At 67.2% G+C, this 16,511-nt stretch carries 10 protein-coding genes; 5 read left to right on the top strand and 5 right to left on the bottom strand.

Going from position 1 to position 16,511, the window contains the following annotated elements; genetic code table 11:
* Positions 1–357: 357 nt before the first annotated feature.
* Entirely contained in the window at positions 358–999 is a 642-nt protein-coding gene (locus G335_RS0100875) for an OmpA family protein (protein ID WP_018168992.1), read from the top strand.
* A gap of 201 nt (positions 1,000–1,200) precedes the next feature.
* The gene (locus G335_RS0100870; protein WP_018175629.1) at positions 1,201–1,710 is read left to right on the top strand and encodes a thioredoxin fold domain-containing protein; all 510 of its coding nucleotides are present in this window, start codon (positions 1,201–1,203) and stop codon (positions 1,708–1,710) included.
* A gap of 343 nt (positions 1,711–2,053) precedes the next feature.
* Here the strand turns inward: G335_RS0100870 and G335_RS0100865 are convergent, their stop codons facing one another.
* From G335_RS0100865 to G335_RS0100845, 5 genes are all read right to left on the bottom strand, one after another.
* The gene (locus G335_RS0100865; protein ID WP_018175628.1) at positions 2,054–6,193 is read right to left on the bottom strand and encodes a translocation/assembly module TamB domain-containing protein; all 4,140 of its coding nucleotides are present in this window, start codon (positions 6,191–6,193) and stop codon (positions 2,054–2,056) included.
* 8 nt (positions 6,194–6,201) lie between these two features.
* Complete coding sequence (locus G335_RS0100860; RefSeq protein WP_026304736.1) at positions 6,202–8,022, bottom strand: autotransporter assembly complex family protein; 1,821 nt, start codon at positions 8,020–8,022, stop codon at positions 6,202–6,204.
* A 62-nt stretch (positions 8,023–8,084) separates the two neighbouring features.
* Positions 8,085–9,194 carry an ABC transporter ATP-binding protein gene (locus G335_RS0100855; RefSeq protein ID WP_018175626.1) on the bottom strand — a complete coding sequence of 370 codons (1,110 nt, stop codon included), beginning with the start codon at positions 9,192–9,194 and terminating at the stop codon, positions 8,085–8,087.
* The gene (locus tag G335_RS0100850) at positions 9,191–10,957 is read right to left on the bottom strand and encodes an iron ABC transporter permease (protein WP_018145217.1); all 1,767 of its coding nucleotides are present in this window, start codon (positions 10,955–10,957) and stop codon (positions 9,191–9,193) included. Before G335_RS0100850 ends, G335_RS0100855 begins: the two co-directional genes overlap by 4 nt.
* A gap of 203 nt (positions 10,958–11,160) precedes the next feature.
* Positions 11,161–12,198, bottom strand: coding sequence for a Fe(3+) ABC transporter substrate-binding protein (locus G335_RS0100845; RefSeq protein WP_018175625.1), 1,038 nt, complete (start codon positions 12,196–12,198; stop codon positions 11,161–11,163).
* 148 nt (positions 12,199–12,346) lie between these two features.
* Between G335_RS0100845 and glnE the strand changes: the two genes are divergently transcribed.
* From glnE to G335_RS0100830, 3 genes are read left to right on the top strand one after another with little or no spacing between them, the layout of a single operon-like run.
* Positions 12,347–15,274, top strand: a complete 2,928-nt coding sequence (glnE, locus tag G335_RS0100840; RefSeq protein ID WP_018175624.1) for a bifunctional [glutamate--ammonia ligase]-adenylyl-L-tyrosine phosphorylase/[glutamate--ammonia-ligase] adenylyltransferase — start codon at positions 12,347–12,349, stop codon at positions 15,272–15,274.
* 12 nt (positions 15,275–15,286) lie between these two features.
* Entirely contained in the window at positions 15,287–16,207 is a 921-nt protein-coding gene (locus G335_RS0100835; protein ID WP_018145220.1) for a branched-chain amino acid transaminase, read from the top strand.
* Between the two features lie 39 nt (positions 16,208–16,246).
* Positions 16,247–16,471, top strand: a complete 225-nt coding sequence (locus G335_RS0100830) for a zinc-finger domain-containing protein (protein WP_018145221.1) — start codon at positions 16,247–16,249, stop codon at positions 16,469–16,471.
* Positions 16,472–16,511 lie beyond the last annotated feature (40 nt).

Below are 16,511 nucleotides of genomic sequence, written 5' to 3'. Positions count from 1 at the left end.
GTTCGGGTGCCAAATCCGCGGTTTCAGGAACCCTTAGCAGGGTTGTGTGTCTTCCGGAGTACAGCTTGCCGGAATATGTCTGTGCGATTCGGGTTTCGCCTGTTGCAATATCGAAACAGGGCAGTCGAAAGTCACTGGATATTCGGAAATTTACGGAATGTGACGATGTTGTGATGTCGACACATAATTTGCGCTCCGGCGCGTGCAAAACCCGAACTTGTGTGCCACTATCAGGGTACTGTAGGGGGCTTGGCGCAAGGAGCTCGCTGCTTTGGATTGCGGTCGCGGCGCGTACCATGGTGGTCGCGCGGTTCAACCCGGGTCCGACGTCGATTGTTTTTACAAGGAGGCTTTGCAATGAATCATAAGCTCGTTAAGAATCTTCTGGCCGCTTCCGTGGCCTCGCTGGTGCTCGGCGCCGCCGGGCAGGTTGTGGCGCAGGAACCGCCGGCCGCCAACGTGACCGACCGTAGCGGCAAGGTTGTGGTCGATCGCTCCGGCGAATGCGTGCGTACGCGTTCCTGGACGGAAGAAAACGTGAAGTTCCCGCATTGCGCGGGCTACATCGAAGAAGTTGCCGAGGCCCCCGAGCCCGAGCCGGCGGCTGCCCCGGCGCCGGAGCCGGAGCCGGAATTCACCACCACCACGCTGAGCGCCCAGGCCCTGTTCGACTTCGACAGCGCTGATCTGCGTTCCGAAGGTCGTTCCGCCCTGCGTGATCTGGCCCGCAGCCTGACCTCCGACGACGCCGAGTACAGCTCGGTGCTGGTCGAAGGCCACACCTGCACCATCGGCCCGGCCGACTACAACCAGGGCCTGTCCGAGCGTCGTGCCCAGGCAGTCACCGACTTCCTGGCCAGCGAAGGCGTGCGTGAAAGCGACATCCGCACCGTCGGCTACGGTGAAGACCGCCCGACCGCCGACAACTCCACCCAGGAAGGCCGCGAAGCCAACCGCCGCGTGGAAGTGACCTCCGACGTGCGCAAGCGCGCCGACTAAGGTCGCCGGCAAGACCCTGACCGCCGGTTCGCCGGCGAGTTGGAATCAGGCCCCGCTCCGGCGGGGCCTTTTTTGTGGGCAACTCGCGGGCGCCATTCGGCGGACCTTCGGGCCGGCCGGAGGCGGGGGCGCGATTGCTGGCTCTTCAGCCTGCGTTAATGTGGCGGCCCTAGACTGGTTCCAAACACCCAAGGATCCATGATGACCATGACCCTCAATACGAACCTTCCCCGCTCCCCGTTCGCCTCGATGCTGCTGCGCTCCGGTGCCTTGTTGGTCGGCATGCTGCTGGCTACTGCGGTCGCGGCGGGCGGCGTCGAACGCGCCACGGACCTCCAGGCGCTGAACACCCAGGGCGATGGCAAGGCGACCGTGATCATGTTCGCGTCGAGTAGCTGCCCGTACTGTGATCGTGCCGAACAGCGCTATCTCGGCCCGATGACCGCGGACCCGGCCCTCGAGGGTGTGAATATCCGCAAGGTCATGCTGGATCGCGAGGAGGTGCGCGATTTCGACGGCACGACCAAGCTGGGCAGTGAGCTGGGTCGTGCCTACGGCGTGCGGGTGGTGCCGACGATCATGGCGTTCGATGCCGAGGGCCAGCCGGTCGGGCGTCCCCTGGTGGGCATCCCCAACGAACAGCTCTACCGCAGCCAGATCCGCGTGCGCATCGACGCCGCGCGCAACGGCGCTCGCGATACCTCAAGCTAGGGAGACTCTGGTCAACGCGCACTTCGCGATCGCGCCAGAAGTGGTGTGGGTATGGAATGACAGGTTTGTCGTTCTGGGCTCAGCGAGGCCACCCCGAAAGTCCGCTGGGTTGCATTCCACGGAGATCGCCACGGCGCTTCGCGCCTCGCGATGACGGGCCAGCACCGGCATTGAGAAGATCTTCAAGATGAAATCATTCGAGCGCCGATCACCACCGAGAGCAGGTTTGAGCACCTCCGTGAACTCCGTGTCCTCTGTGGTTAAACCGGCATGGATCTTTTCTTCGTACCTTCGTGTGCTTCGTGGTGAAAAAGGCCTTTGATCCTTAGTCCGCAGCGTCCTCCTAGCGCTCGAATCGATAGATCAGGTCTACCGACTGTTCCGTCGTCCCGGAGGCGGTCTCGACGCTCAGGTTGCGGGTCAGTTCGTAGCGCAGCAAGACCTTCGATGTGTTGTCGAACAGCCCGATGGAGTAGCGCAGCAGCAGGCGCGGCGAGAGGTACAGGCCCAGTGTCAGCGCGCTTTCGTCCAGCCCGCCCTCGGTGTCCAGCTCCACCTCGTCCAGGCCCAGTTCGCGGCCGATGCGTTCGGTAATCACGGCCCCTTGTTCCAGCCCGTACGCGGCTGCGGCAGCAGCGATCATGTTGCCGTCGGATTGCGAGGCGCCGGATAGGGGGCGTCCAGTCAGCAGGTAGGACATCGCCTCGGTCTCGTCCATCGGCGGGTCCGAGATCACCCGCGAGCTCAGGTTGTCCGGCGTGCCGCGGATCTCCAGCCCGACGGTCACGTTGTATTCGCGCACGGTGCGTACCGCGCGCAGGTCCAGTTCCGGGTTCTCCGCCGGTCCCTGGAAGACCAGGCTGCCGCGTTCCACCCGCAGGTCCTGGCCGTAATCGCTGTACTCGCCTTCGGGGATCGTGATCTCGCCGAACAGTTGGGTCGGTTGCCCGGTGACCTCCTCGACATCCACCTCGCCGGCGAAGCGTGCGGTCAGGCCGAAGCCGTCGAAGCGCACGTCATCCCCCAGGCGGATCCGAATGCGGATGTCGGTCTTGAGTCCCTGTGCCTCCGTGATCTCCTCCCCGAGGATGATCTCGTCGCCGGAGACGCGGATCGCTCCGGGCGGCAGATCCGGCGGACGGATGCGCGCCCAGGGCAGAAAGACCTCGCCGCGCACACGAATACCGTCGTCGGGGGTAAAGACCAGTTGCAGGTCTGGTGTGATGCGGGCCTCGGCGTCGATCCGATTGACCACCAGGAAGTCCTCGCCGGTCAGGCTCAGCTCGGCACGGGGCCCGGCGTCGCCGAGGTCCACGTGACCGTCGAGGTCGATGCCGCCGTCTCCGGACTCCAGGCGGCCGGTCAGGGTCAGCTGTTCGGCCGAGACCACCCGGGCCGTGATCTCGGGAATGACGATATCGATGCCGGCCTCGGGGATCAGGACCCCGCCGTCGCGGAACGCCACTTCGCCTTCCACCAGTGGCGCGTCCAGTCGTCCGCCGAAATCCAGACGGGCGTTGAGCGAGCCACGCAGGCGCTGGATCTCGGGGCTCAGAGCCGCGAGCCAGGACAGGTTATCGAGGTGCGCCTCGAAGTCACCGTCGATACGCAGGTCGTCGCCGTCCGGGCGTAGTTGGATATCGCTGCGCGCCGTCCCGCCATCCAGGAAGTCGAGCCGCAGGGAGGCGTCCACGTCGCGATCGCGCACCCGGGCGGCCAGCCGCACATCGCGGTAGGGCACCTCCTCCAGGTCTCCATCCTCGTCGCGCACGACCAGGTGGCCATCGGTCGGGCTCACGGTCAGGTCGGCCGTCACGGTGCCATCGGCTTCCATACGGCCGCTGGCGTCAGCATTCAGCTGGCCCGCGATAGCGAGTTCCGGCGGCAGGAAGGGTTCCAGCCAGGCCAGGTCCACCGCCCGGGCCTCGGCGGCGAACTCGGCCCCTGTCGCCGCATCCCAATCCCCCTCGACGCACAGCCGTCCGTCGTCGCGTGCCAGGCACAGGCGCTCCAGCCGTGCATCTTCCGGCCCGCCTTCCAGTGCGACCGGTTCGGTCAGTTGCCAGGGGCCCCCCGCGGGTTGGTCCAGATCCAGCCGTGCGATCTGGCCGCGCCAGTGCAGGGTGTCGGGGTTCAGTTCGCCTTGCAGCGCCAGATCCAGCGAGCCCAGATCCCCGGCATCGGCCGCCAGTGTCACGCGATGCCCGTCGATGCGACCGGAGGCCCCAAGGCGCAGGGTCTCCACGCGTGTGCCGTCGGCCAGCCCGAGGCCGGTCAGGCGCAGGTCGATCTCGGCCGGGGCGGCGACCTCGAGGCCGGCGTCGGCCCCCAGCTCCAGTTGCTCGAGGGTGATATCCGCGAGCCGCAACCCCGCACCGGTTCCGCGTGCCGCCACGCGCGGCCGATCGGGTTCTCCGGTGATGTGTGCATCGAGCTCCAGTCGGCCGGCGAGGTTGGGCCAGAGCCGGTCCAGCTCCGGGGCATCCAGGCGCAGCTCGAAGTCCAGGGCCTCGGTCCATTCGCCGTGGGCGATCAGGGTGTTCCGGCCCAGCGCCAGGTCCAGCTGGTCCACTCGCAGATGTTCTCCCTCCAGCTGCAGTTGGCCCTGACCGGATACGGGCTGGTCGCGCAGCGTACCCTCCAGCCGTTGGAGTTGGGCCTGCACGCGGGGGGTGCCGTCGGCGTCGAGGTGCCCCTGGCTGAGCAGGGCGAGGGCGATCTGGCCGGGGGCCTCGGCGACCACCAGCGACGGATCCAGCCCGTCGCCTTCCAGCGCGAGGTCCCAGCGCAGGCCCTCGGACCAGTCGAGATCCCCATTCAGGGCGAGCCGGGCACCTGTGTCGGTGGCGAGGTGCAGCCGCTCGATCTCGCCACCAGCCTCGGTTAGCGCGATCCGTGCATCGCCCGTGATGTCGATCCCGCGCAGTCGGGCGCGCAATGGGTCCAGGCCAAGCTGCGCGCTCAGGGCGCCGCTGGCGGGGGCGTAGTTGCCGTCCAGCACGAGTCGAAGTTGCTCGATCTGCCCGTCCAGCTCCGAGTGCAGGCGCGCCAGATCCGGGGCCTCCAGATCCAGTCCGAGGTCGAAGACGAGGCGGTGATCGGGGTCGCTCAGGTCGCCCGTGAGGCCCGTGGCCGAAGCGTTCAGGTCCAGCTGCGCGGTATCGCGGATCGTCAGGTGCGTGTCCTCGATCCGCGCCTGACCGTCGACCAGCCAGGCGTTCAGGCTGCCGGTGATGGGTTCCCCCTCGTAGTGCCCGGTCAGCTCGTCAAGGGTGACGCTCGCGTCCAGGGCCGCCAGAGGCGGGGTGTCGGTTCCCAGCGGTAGGGTGCCCTGCAACCGTCCCTTCAGGCGTTCGACCCCGGCATTGAACTCCACACCCATTCCGGCGGGGGTCAGGTCCTCGGCCTCCAGGGTGAGGTCCCAGTCCAGGGTGTCGACAAAGCGAACGGGCCCGGCGAGCGTGACCCGCCCGGCCTCGGAATCGATATCCAGGGCTTCGATCTCCACCGATTCGAGGTCCCCGTGCGCCCGGGTGTTCAGCACAAGCCGTGGCCAGGGCGTCAGGGTGGCCGCGGTCTGCAGATTCAGCGCCCAGTCCTCCGGAGTCCCCTGCAGGTCGAGGCGGCCGCCCTCCAGGGCGATGTCCTGTTCCGGGTCGAGGTGGTAGGTGAAGGGTTGCCACTGCGCCGCCAGTTCCAGCGCCGGGGTGGTGAACAGTTCGTGGGCGCTGGCCTGCAGGTTCAGCTCGATCCCGGCGCGCAGGTCATGTTCGAGCTGCACACGTTCGCGCAAGGCCCCGGTGATCTCCAACTCGCCACGCGCCTCGTCCGTGCCCAGGCCCTCGGCCAGGGCCGTGGGCAGGGGCGCCTGCCACTGACCCCGCAGGTGCACGGGGTAGTCGCCATCGGCCTCGAGCGATCCGGCCAGTCGGGCCCGGACCTCCGGCATGTCCAGCTCCAGCGCGTGTAGCTCGATGCGCGAGCCGCTGGCCCGCGCATCGGCCGTCAGGCGGGTGATCGAGGCCAGGGGTTCGCCCGCCAGCAGGATCTCCATGTCCTCCACCTGGAGCTGGCCCAGGCGCACCGCCAGCGGCAGCCGGAAGGAATCGGGCAGGGCGAAGGGTTCGTCCGCGGGTGGCGCATCCGGGTCGGGTGGTGGCAGGTCCACGCGCAGCCCGGTGGCGGCCAGTATCCGGATGTTAAGCTCGCCGCGGAGCAGGCTGCGGGCGCTGATCCCGACGCGCCCGGTGGGCAGGTCGATCACCGGGCCGTCGGGCAGCGCGAGGTGCAATCCGTGCAGGTGCAGCTCGGTGAACAAGGTCCCCTCGACCCGGTCGATGCGCAATTCGACGGGGGCCAGGCGCTCGCCCTGTTCGACCAGCCAGCGGGTCCCCGATTCGGTCGCGAGCAGGGCCCCGAGGGTGCCCAGCAGGATGATCACCAGGGTAAGGACCGTGGAGAGCCCCCACAGTGTGCCGCGCAACAGGGGTCTCAAAGGTCCGGACCCATGGAGAAGTGGATGCGAAAGTCATCGTCCGAGTCCGGCCCGTGGGCCAGGTCCACGCGGAGCGGGCCGACCGGGGAGCGCCAGCGCACACCGACCCCGACGCCGTAGACGGGGTCGAACTCGTCCCACTCGTTGACGACGTTGCCGGCGTCGACGAAGGCCGCGGCGCTCCAGTTGCCGACGACCGGGTAGTCGTACTCGAGGCTGCCCACTACCTTGTGGCGTCCACCAATCACGTCGCCGCTGTCGTTGCGTGGCCCGACCCGCTGGTAGCCGTAGCCACGGATGCTGGCGTCGCCACCGGCATAGAAGCGCAGGGAACTGGGGAGGTCACTGACCGAGTCCACGTCGGTGAAGCCAGCATCCACTCGGGCCAGCACCCGGCCGGTGCCGATGCCGCGAACCACCTTGCCACTGGCCAGGACCTGGGCGAAGGAGGTGCTGGACAGGATCTCTTCGCGTGCGCCCTGCACGGTGGTCTCGAAGCGGTAGCCACGGCGTGGGGTCATGGGATCGTCCGCGTCCATGCGGCTGATGCGGTAGGACGGAATCAGCAACCGGCTACGGCCGCTGTCATCCTCGCCGGCGGTGTAGTCCTCGTATTCGTAGCGCAGCCCCTCGGTGGTCTGCCAGCCGCTGCGGCGCTGCAGGACCCGGTTGGCCCCGATCTGGAAGCGGTCGGACTCCTGGGTGTCGGTCTCTTCCGTGCGATAGGTGGTGAACAGGTTCAGGCGTTCACGCAGCGGATCGCGCAGCGGGATTTCGTAGTTGTAGCCGATCCCGGAGCGCACCGGTGACGCCTCGATCTCGGCCTGGTAGCGATGGCCGATCCGGTTGGCGTAGCGATGCTCGTAGCGCAGCCGGATACGCGGGCCGATATCGGTGGAGTAGCCGATGCCGGCTTCGTAGCTATGGCGTTTGCGGGGCTCCAGCTCGACCAGGATCGGGACTTGCCGATCCTCCGCCGCGTCGCGTTGCGGGCGCACACGTACGCCGCCAAAGTAGCCGCTGTCGTTCAGGTTGCGCTGCAGGGCGATGATCTGGGCCGAGCTGTATGGGTCGCCCGCCTCGAACGGCACCATGCGCTGGACGAAGTCCTCGGAGAGGATGTCCTGGTCGATATGGACCCGTCCTACGCGGTAGCGATCGCCGGTATCCATGTGCAGGCGGATGGTCGCGGTGCGGGTGTCGCGATCCACTTCCAGGCGTCGGGTGTGGAGATCGGCGTCGAAATAGCCGCGATCCGACGCGATCCGAGCCATGCGGTTGCGCAGGGCCTCGTAGCGATCATGGCGCAGGGTGTCGCCCTCGCGGATCTCGGTCTGGCTGAGCACGGCCTCGAAGCCGAGATCGCTGGCTCCCTCGCCGGTGATCTGAAGATCCACCTGCTCCACCGTGGTCGGTGGACCGGGTTCCAGGCTAATGCGGATATCCCAGCAGTCCTCGCGGCGTTCGAAGTCGAGATCCAGCTCGGGGTCGTAGAAACCGATTGCACGCAAGGCATCGGTGGCGCGCGCCTCGGTGTCGCGTAACACGCGGCCCTCGCGAAATCCGGGCAGGTCGCATGGCTGGCGCGCCAGGTTGATGCTGTTGCGGATATTGCTGCGCTGGGTGTCGGTACCCCCCTCGATCTGCAAGCCGGGGGTCGGGCCATCCTCCGCGACGACCGTGCCCGGGATGCCCGCCAGCGCGATCAGGACCGCGATCACGCCCAGCCCGGTGTGGGACGGGCGGTGGGCAACAGGGGCGTCGGCGTGGGTCATGAAGCGATGATAACGGTTGCGGAATGGGGTGCGTGTGGAGATCGGAACACGTGAAATCACGCGAGTTCCAGATGGCGTGGCGCCGGGGTCGCGCCGTGCGCGGATCAGGAGGCCGGGCAGTCGACCCCACTGCCGCGCGAGAACACCACCAGGTGGGTGAAGTCGAGGCGCAGGCGCACGTGCTCGCCGATGACGAAATTGTCGTGGCTGGGTGCCATGCAGAGCACGCTGAGACCGTCCGGCAGGCGCAGGGTGTAGAGGAAGTCCGCCCCGCGGAAGGCCTTGTCGAGGATCTCGGTGCGGATGGTGCCCGCTTCGTTGTCAATGGCGATGTCGTCCGGACGCACAAGGACATCCACGGCGGTGCCGGGTGGCAGCTGTTCCGACAGGGTGCCCTCGATCTGGCCAAAGGCGGTATCGACCACATGCTCGGCGCAGACCATGCCGGGGATCAGCGTACCCTCGCCGACGAAGTCCGCGACGAAGCGGTCCGCCGGACGATGGTAGAGGTTGTAGGCGGTGTCCCACTGGGCTACGCGACCCTGGTGGATCACCGCGATGCGGTCGGCGAAGGCAAACGCCTCGTGCTGGTCGTGGGTGACCAGGATCGCGGTGGTGTTCTCCGCGCGCAGGATGCGCCGCACCTCGCGCGCGAGCTCGCCGCGCAGCTCCACGTCCATGCTGGAGAACGGCTCGTCCAGCAGCAGCAGCTTGGGCCGTGGTGCCAGGGCCCGGGCCAGGGCGATGCGCTGCTGCTGACCACCGGACAGGGCGTGCGGGTAGGACTCGCCATAGCCCGACAACCCCACCAGCTTGAGGAGCGAACGGATGCGCCCGTCGCGATCCTTGCGGTTCCAGTGGCGGATGCCGAAGCCGATGTTGTCGGCCACGTTCAGGTGTGGAAACAGGGCAAAGTCCTGGAACACCATGCCGACCCCGCGCTTCTCCGGCGGAATCGTGCGGTGGGCATCGCTGACGCTGCGCCCGTCCAGCTGGATGCTCCCCGCCATCAGCGGCTCGAAGCCGGCGATCGCCCGCAGCAATGTGGTCTTGCCGCAGCCGGAGGGGCCCAGCAGGCAGCCGATCTGGCCCTTGGGCAGGGCCAGGGAGACCTGATGGACCACGGCGGTACCGTCATAGCCGATATCCACTCGATCCAGGGCGATCAGCGGGGTATGGGGCACCTGCAGTGTGGTTTCGATGGGCTGGGTCATGGCGTATTCGTCGTGCCTGCGGGCATGGCGAGGGGTTTTTGCGGCGATTCTTCGTCCGCCGCGCGGGTCGGGCCCTGCTGGCCGGGGCGCGAGCGGCCGATGGTCACCGACAGCAGGATAACGGGAACCAGCCCGACCAGCACGATGGCCAGGGCGGCGCTGGAGGATTCGGCCAGGCGCTCGTCACTGGCCAGCTCGAAGGCGCGCACCGCGAGGGTGTTGAAGTCGAACGGGCGCAGGATGAGCGTCGCCGGAAGCTCCTTCAGGACATCGACGAAAACCAGCAGCAATGCCGTCAGCAGGGTGCCGCGCATGATCGGCAGGTGTACCCGGGTCAGGGTCTGCAGTGGACGCATCCCCAGCGAGCGGGCGGCATCGTCCATGCTCGGCTGGATCTTGCCCAGCCCGGCCTCGACCGTCTGCAGCGAGACGGCGAGGAAGCGCACGGCATAGGCGAACAGCAGGGCGAACAGCGTGCCCGACAGCAACAGGCCGGTGGATACCCCGAAGGTGTCGCGCATGAAGCCGTCCAGGGCGTTGTCGAAGGCGGCGAACGGGATCATCACGCCGATCGCGATCACGATGCCGGGTACCGCGTAGCCCATCCCGGCGACGCGCACGGCAGCCGCGGTGAAACGCCCGCCCTCCATGCGCCGTGCATAGGCGAGGACCAGGGCCAGGACGACCGCGATCACGGCCGCGGCGATGGCCAGCCAGAAGCTGTTGAATACGAGCCGCCCGAAGGCCGGGTTCATCCATTGTTCGGTGGTCTGCACGGTCCACAGTCCGAGCTGGAGGGCCGGCAGCAGGAAGCCCAGCAGGACCGGAAACAGGCAGCCCAGGAAGGCCGCGGTGGCCTTCCAGCCGCGCAGCTGGTAACGCGGCAGGGTCGAGTAGCGGCGGCTGGTGTGATGGAAGCGCGCCTTGGCCCGCGACCAGCGTTCCAGCACGATCAGTACGAATACGAAGGTCAGCAGCACGGCCGCGAGCTGGGCCGCTGCGGCCGGGTCGCCCAGGGCGTACCAGGTGCGGAAGATGCCGGTGGTGAAGGTGCTCACGCCGAAGTAGGCGACCGTGCCGTAATCGGCCAGCACTTCCATCAGCGCAAGGGTCAATCCGGCGATGATGGCCGGGCGCGCGAGCGGCAGGGCGACCCGGCGAAAGCCACCGAATGGACCGGCACCGAGGGTGCGGGAGACCTCCAGTACGCAGACCGACTGCTCGAGGAAGGCGGCGCGGCTGAGCAGGTAGACATAGGGGTAGAGCACCAGCGTCAGCATGGCCATGGCGCCGCCCAGCGAGCGGATCTCGGGGAAGTAGTACTCGCCGTAACCCAGTCCCGTGAGTTCACGGATCAGGCTTTGTACCGGGCCGCTGAAATCCAGCATGCCGGTGTAGGTGTAGGCAATGATGTAGGCCGGCATGGCCAGCGGCAGCATCAGCGCCCACTGGAAGATCGAACGGCCGGGGAACTCGCACACGCTGACCAGCCAGGCAACCGGTACCCCGATCACCAGCACCCCGATCCCGACGCCAATCAGCAGGGCCAGGGAGTTGACGACATAGTCCGCGAGGACTGTCTCGCGCAGGTGGGTCCAGACCTCGCCGGCGGGGATGAACACGTGCCCGAAGATGACCAGGATCGGCAGGGCGAGTGTCAGCGCTACGACGATGGCGACCGCCGACCACGGGCTGAACGGCAGGCGCTGGCGAACCGCAGGATTCGCAGGCGTCGCGGGCGGGTTGGTGGTCTGGGCGGTCATGGATTGCGAATAATAAAGGTTCTTGTTTCGAATACCACTATGGCCGCCTTGTGACTGGCGGATTGTCGAGGCCATGTGCCGCGACCCCGGTCGCTACACCGCGCCTTATGCCCGGCCCTGTGCCCTCCCCGCGTTCTGTGGTGCCAAACAGAACGCCCCCGGAGGACCGGGGGCGAGAGTGAGTGGGGTGTCGTGGACGAGCATCAGCGCCAGCGGACGCGGTCCATGATGCGTACGGCCTCGGCGTTGTGGTTGCCCAGACGGTAGAGCTCGATGTCGTCGGACTGGAATTCGCCGAAACTCTGGAGGATGTCGCTGGCCGGTACGTCGTCGCGGATCGGGTATTCCTGGTTGACCTCGGCGTACCACTCCTGCGCCTCGGTGGAGGACAGGAATTCCAGCAGGCGAATCGCGTTGTCCCGGTTCGGGGCATGCGCGGTGACGCCGGCACCGCTGATGTTCACGTGGGTGCCGCGGCCGTCCTGGTTGGGCCAGAACACCCCGATCTGCTCGGCGACTTCGCGATCACGGCCCTCGCCGTCCAGCATCAGGCCCAGGTAGTAGGTGTTGGCAATCGCGACGTCGCAGACCCCGTCGGCCACGGCGCGGATCTGATCGCGGTCACCGCCCTGCGGCTGGCGCGCCATGTTGGCCACGATCCCGGCGGCCCAGTCCTGGGCGGCCTCGGCGCCCTCGGTGGCGATCATCGCGGCCACCAGAGACTGGTTGTACACGTTGCTGGAGGAGCGGATGCAGATCCGGCCCTCCCATTGCGCGTCGGTCAGGGCCTCGTAGGTAGAGAGTTCCGCCGGGTCCACGCGGTCCTTGTGGTAGAGGATGGGGCGCGCGCGCGACGACAGGCCGAACCACTGTCCGTCCGGGTCGCGGTAGCGCTCCGGGATATTCTCGCGCAGCACGTCCGATTTGACCGCCTGCAGCACGCTGGCCTCGCTGGCCTGGTGCAGACGCGCCGCGTCCACGGTGATGAAGAGATCGGCGGGTGAGTTGCGGCCCTCGTGGCGCAGGCGCTGCAGCAGGCTGTCCGCCCCGCCGGTCACCAGGTTGACCGGGATGCCGGTCTGATCAGTGAAGTCGTCCAGCAGCGGCTTGATCAGGTTTTCCTGGCGCGCCGAATAGAGGTTGACCTCGTCCTGGTCGGCGGGGCTGCAGCCGACCAGGGGCATGCTGACGGCGATGGCGGCGGCCGTGGCGATCAGCCAGGCAAACGGGCGAAAGTTCATGGCGAGCGATCCTCGTGTGGATTCATTCGGCGGACAGCCGGGTAGACGAGAACGATTGTTATTTGTGTTCTCATCCAAGTCAATACCCCGCGGCTGGTACGTGCCATGGGGTGGTCTCCCCGGGCCGCAACGCTGATACGCTTGGCACATGGACAAGCCCCTGCCCGAATCCCCCGCTCGCCTGTCGCCGCCGCTGGAGCAGGAGGTCCGCGATCTGCTGGCCGAGCTGGACGAAAAGCTCGCCTGGCCGGACACCTTCCTGGCGTCGACGCCGGCCCCGTTCGCCTTCAGCCACTACCTGGTGCAGACAGTGCGTCAGCATCCGGAGTACTTGCTCGAGGCGCTGGATCCACACGGCCAAATACCGGCGTGTGACGATGCGGACTTCGAGCGCACGCTGCAGGCGCGCCTGGAGGCCGTGACCGACGATGCCGGGCTGCGTCACGCGCTGCGCGAAACGCGGCATCGCGAGATGATCCGCATCGCCTGGCGCGACCTGGCCGGGCACGCCGACCTCGACGAGGTCATGCACGACCTGAGCCGTCTGGCCCGCTCCCTCATTGAGGGTGGCCTGCAATGGCTGGACCGCCATTTGCAGGAGCGTTACGGCCAGCCGCGCAGCCCCGCGGGCGAGGCCCAGTCCATGGTGGTCCTGGGCCTCGGCAAGCTGGGTGGCAGCGAGCTCAACTTCTCCTCCGATATCGATCTGATCTTCGCCTTCGAGGAGGCGGGGGAGACCGATGGCAAGCGCGTGATCGAGAATCAGGAATTCTTCCAGCGCCTGGGGCGCCAGCTGATTGCAGCGCTGTCGGACGTGACTGCGGACGGCTTTTGCTATCGCGTGGATATGCGCCTGCGCCCGTTCGGGGATTCCGGACCGCTGGTGATGCACTTCGACGCGATGGAGGACTACTACCAGGCCCACGGCCGCGAGTGGGAGCGCTACGCCCTGATCAAGGCGAGTCCGCTGGCGGGCGACCCGGACGCCGGCGCGCGCCTGATGCGCCGGCTGCGCCCGTTCATCTACCGGCGCTATCTGGACTACGGCACGCTGGCCAACCTGCGCGAGCTGAAGCAGATGATCAACGACGAGTCGGCGCGGCGCGGTCGATTCGAGGACGTGAAGCACGGCGAGGGCGGGATCCGCGAGATCGAGTTCATCGCGCAGTCGTTCCAGTTGATCCGCGGGGGGCGCGACCAGGGGCTGCAGCGGCGTGACCTGCTGGGCGTGATGACGGCATTGCAGGAGCGCGACCTGCTGCCCGGCTATGCCGTCGAGCAGCTGGAACGTTCCTATCGCTTCCTGCGTCGGGTAGAGAACCGTCTGCAGATGCTGAATGACCAGCAGACCCACCGTCTGCCCTCCAATGGTCAGGACCGGCATCGACTGGCGCTGTCGTTGGGGTTCGACGACGAGGCGGCCTTCGAGATGGCGCTGTTGCGCGAGCAGCGGCGGGTGCATGCTCACTTCGAGCAGGTATTCAGTGCGCCGCAGCGCGCGGACGGCGAGGCCATGGAGGCCTCGCCCGAGACCGGGCGCGAGCAGCAGCTCAATCGTCTGTGGCAGGGCTCGCTGCCGGAGGCGGATGCCCGGGCGGTGCTGGAGGCGATGGACTTTCAGGATGCGGATGAGGCTCTGCGCGGGATCGCCGATCTGCGCGAGAGTCCGGGCGTGCGCGCGATGAGCGTGACCGGGCGCCAGCGCCTGGACCGCCTGATGCCGTTGCTGATCGGGGCGATCGCGGAGATGGACGCGCCGGATGCGGTATTGCCGCGGGCGCTGCAGATGGTGCGCACGATTGCCCGGCGCTCGGTGTACCTGTCGCTGCTGGTGGAGAACCCCCTGGCGCTGTCGCAGCTGGTCAAGCTGGTGGCCGCCAGCCCGTGGATCAACGAGCAGTTGACCCGCCACCCGGTGCTTCTGGACGAGCTACTGGACCCGCGCGCGCTGTACGCGCCGCCCGATCGTGACGGGCTGCGCGAGGAGCTGGAGGCCGAGCTGGCGCAGTTCCCCGGGCAGGACCACGAGCAGATGCTGGACCGGCTGCGCCAGTTCAAGCAGGTGCAGACGCTGCGCGTGGCGGCCGCCGACATCATGGGCTTTCTGCCGCTGATGAAGATCTCCGACCATCTGACCTGGCTGGCCGAGGTGCTTCTGGAGCGGGTGCTGCAGCTGGCCTGGGACAAGATGGTGGAGCGCCACGGCGAGCCGCAGTGCGGGGCCACGGATGCGCGCCGCGTCGCGCGCTTTGCGGTGATCGGGTACGGCAAGCTGGGTGGCTTCGAGCTGGGCTATGGTTCGGATCTGGACGTGGTGTTCCTGCACGACAGCGAGGGCGACGAGGCGCAGACCGCGGGGCCCAAGGTGATCGACAACACCGAATTCTTCGCCCGCGTCGCCCAGCGGGTGGTGCACCTGCTGGGGGCCTTTACCCCGGCGGGTCGCCTGTACGAGGTGGATACCCGGTTGCGCCCCAGTGGTACCGCGGGTCTGCTGGTCAGCGGCTTACAGGCGTTCCGGCGTTACCAGGACGAGTCGGCCTGGACCTGGGAGCATCAGGCGCTGGTGCGTGCGCGCTTCGTGACCGGGGATGCCGAACTGGGCGAGCAGTTCGATGCCCTGCGTCGCGAGGTGCTGACTCGTGAAAGGGATACCGATGCACTGCGCGCCGAGGTGGTCGAGATGCGCAACCGCATGCTGGCCGAGCACGCCTCGAAGCGGGGCCACGGCTTCCATCTCAAGCGCGACCGGGGCGGTATCACTGATATCGAATTCATGGTTCAATACTGGGTTTTGGTATCTGCTCACGATCATCCCGCCGTGTGTGACTGGCCGGACAAGATCCGCACGCTGGATGCACTGGGGCGCGAGGGCGTGATCGACGCGGCGTTGAGCGAGGCGCTGGCGGATGCCTACCGCGATCTGCGCAACCGCATCCACCGCCTGACGCTGGCCGGCTTGGACGCCCGGGTCGAGAAGCCCGACGACGAGCTCTGCGCCGTGCGCGATGGCGTGATCGATGCCTGGAATGACCTGTTCGGCGAGCCGGAATCGGCCGCGAACGAGACCACATAGAGGAACAAGACAATGTCGATGGCCGACCGCGACGGGGTGATCTGGCTGGACGGGCAGATGGTGCCCTGGCGCGAGGCGAAGACCCACGTGCTCACCCACACGCTGCATTACGGCATGGGGGTGTTCGAGGGCGTGCGCGCGTACAAGACCGAGCGCGGCCCCGCGATCTTCCGCCTGCAGGACCACACCCGGCGGCTGTTTAACTCGGCCAAGATTCTCGGCATGACCCTCCCCTATACCGCCGAGGTGCTGAACGATGCCCAGATCGCGTCCGTGCGCGACAACGGGCTGGAAAGCGCCTACCTGCGTCCGATGTGCTTCCTCGGCTCCGAAGGGATGGGCCTGCGCGCCGACAACCTCCTAGTGCATGCGATGGTTGCGGCCTGGCACTGGGGCAGCTACCTGGGCGACGAGGGCATCGAGAAGGGGATTCGTATTCGCACCTCCTCTTTCAGCCGGCATCACGTCAACGTGACCATGTGCAAGGCCAAGGCCAACGGCAACTACATGAACTCCATGATGGCCCTGCAGGAGGCCACCCGCTGCGGCTACGACGAGGCCATGCTGCTGGATACCGAGGGCTACGTGGCCGAGGGCAGCGGCGAGAACATCTTTATCGTGCGCGACGGCGTGCTGTTCACCCCGGACCTGACCTCCGCGCTGGACGGCATCACCCGCCGCACGGTCATCGAGCTGGCGCACGAGGAGGGCCTGGACGTCATCGAGAAGCGCATTACTCGCGACGAGGTGTACATCGCCGACGAGGCCTTCTTTACCGGTACCGCCGCCGAGGTGACCCCGATCCGCGAGGTCGACGACCGCCCGATCGGCTCCGGCACCCGCGGACCCATCACCGAGCGCCTGCAGTCGCGCTACTTCGATGTGGTACAGGGCCGGGACAGCCGCCACGAGGGCTGGCTGACCTTCGTCTGAGACGCCCAAATTTTCCGTCAACCGGATGCGAGAAAAACCATGGTGAACCCCGATACCGCCCACCACCAGGATCAGTACCCGACCGCGAACGCGCAGACCGAAATCACCGTCACGCGCAAGGACCTGCCGCTGCACTGCCCCACGCCGACGATGGCGCTGTGGTCCTCGCACCCGCGCGTCTTTCTCCCGATCGACGAGACCCCCGACGGCCGCTACCTGTGCCCCTACTGCGGCACCCAGTTCATCCTGAAAGACGACGACTGAATTGTCAGGTCTTCTTGATCTGATATCCAAACCCCGCCGC

The organism is Thioalkalivibrio sp. AKL8 (genome assembly GCF_000380525.1).
In the GTDB taxonomy this organism is placed as follows: Bacteria; Pseudomonadota; Gammaproteobacteria; order Ectothiorhodospirales; family Ectothiorhodospiraceae; genus Thioalkalivibrio; species Thioalkalivibrio versutus.
Note: the sequence above shows the minus strand (reverse complement) of the source record. Positions and strands in the feature narration are given on the sequence as shown.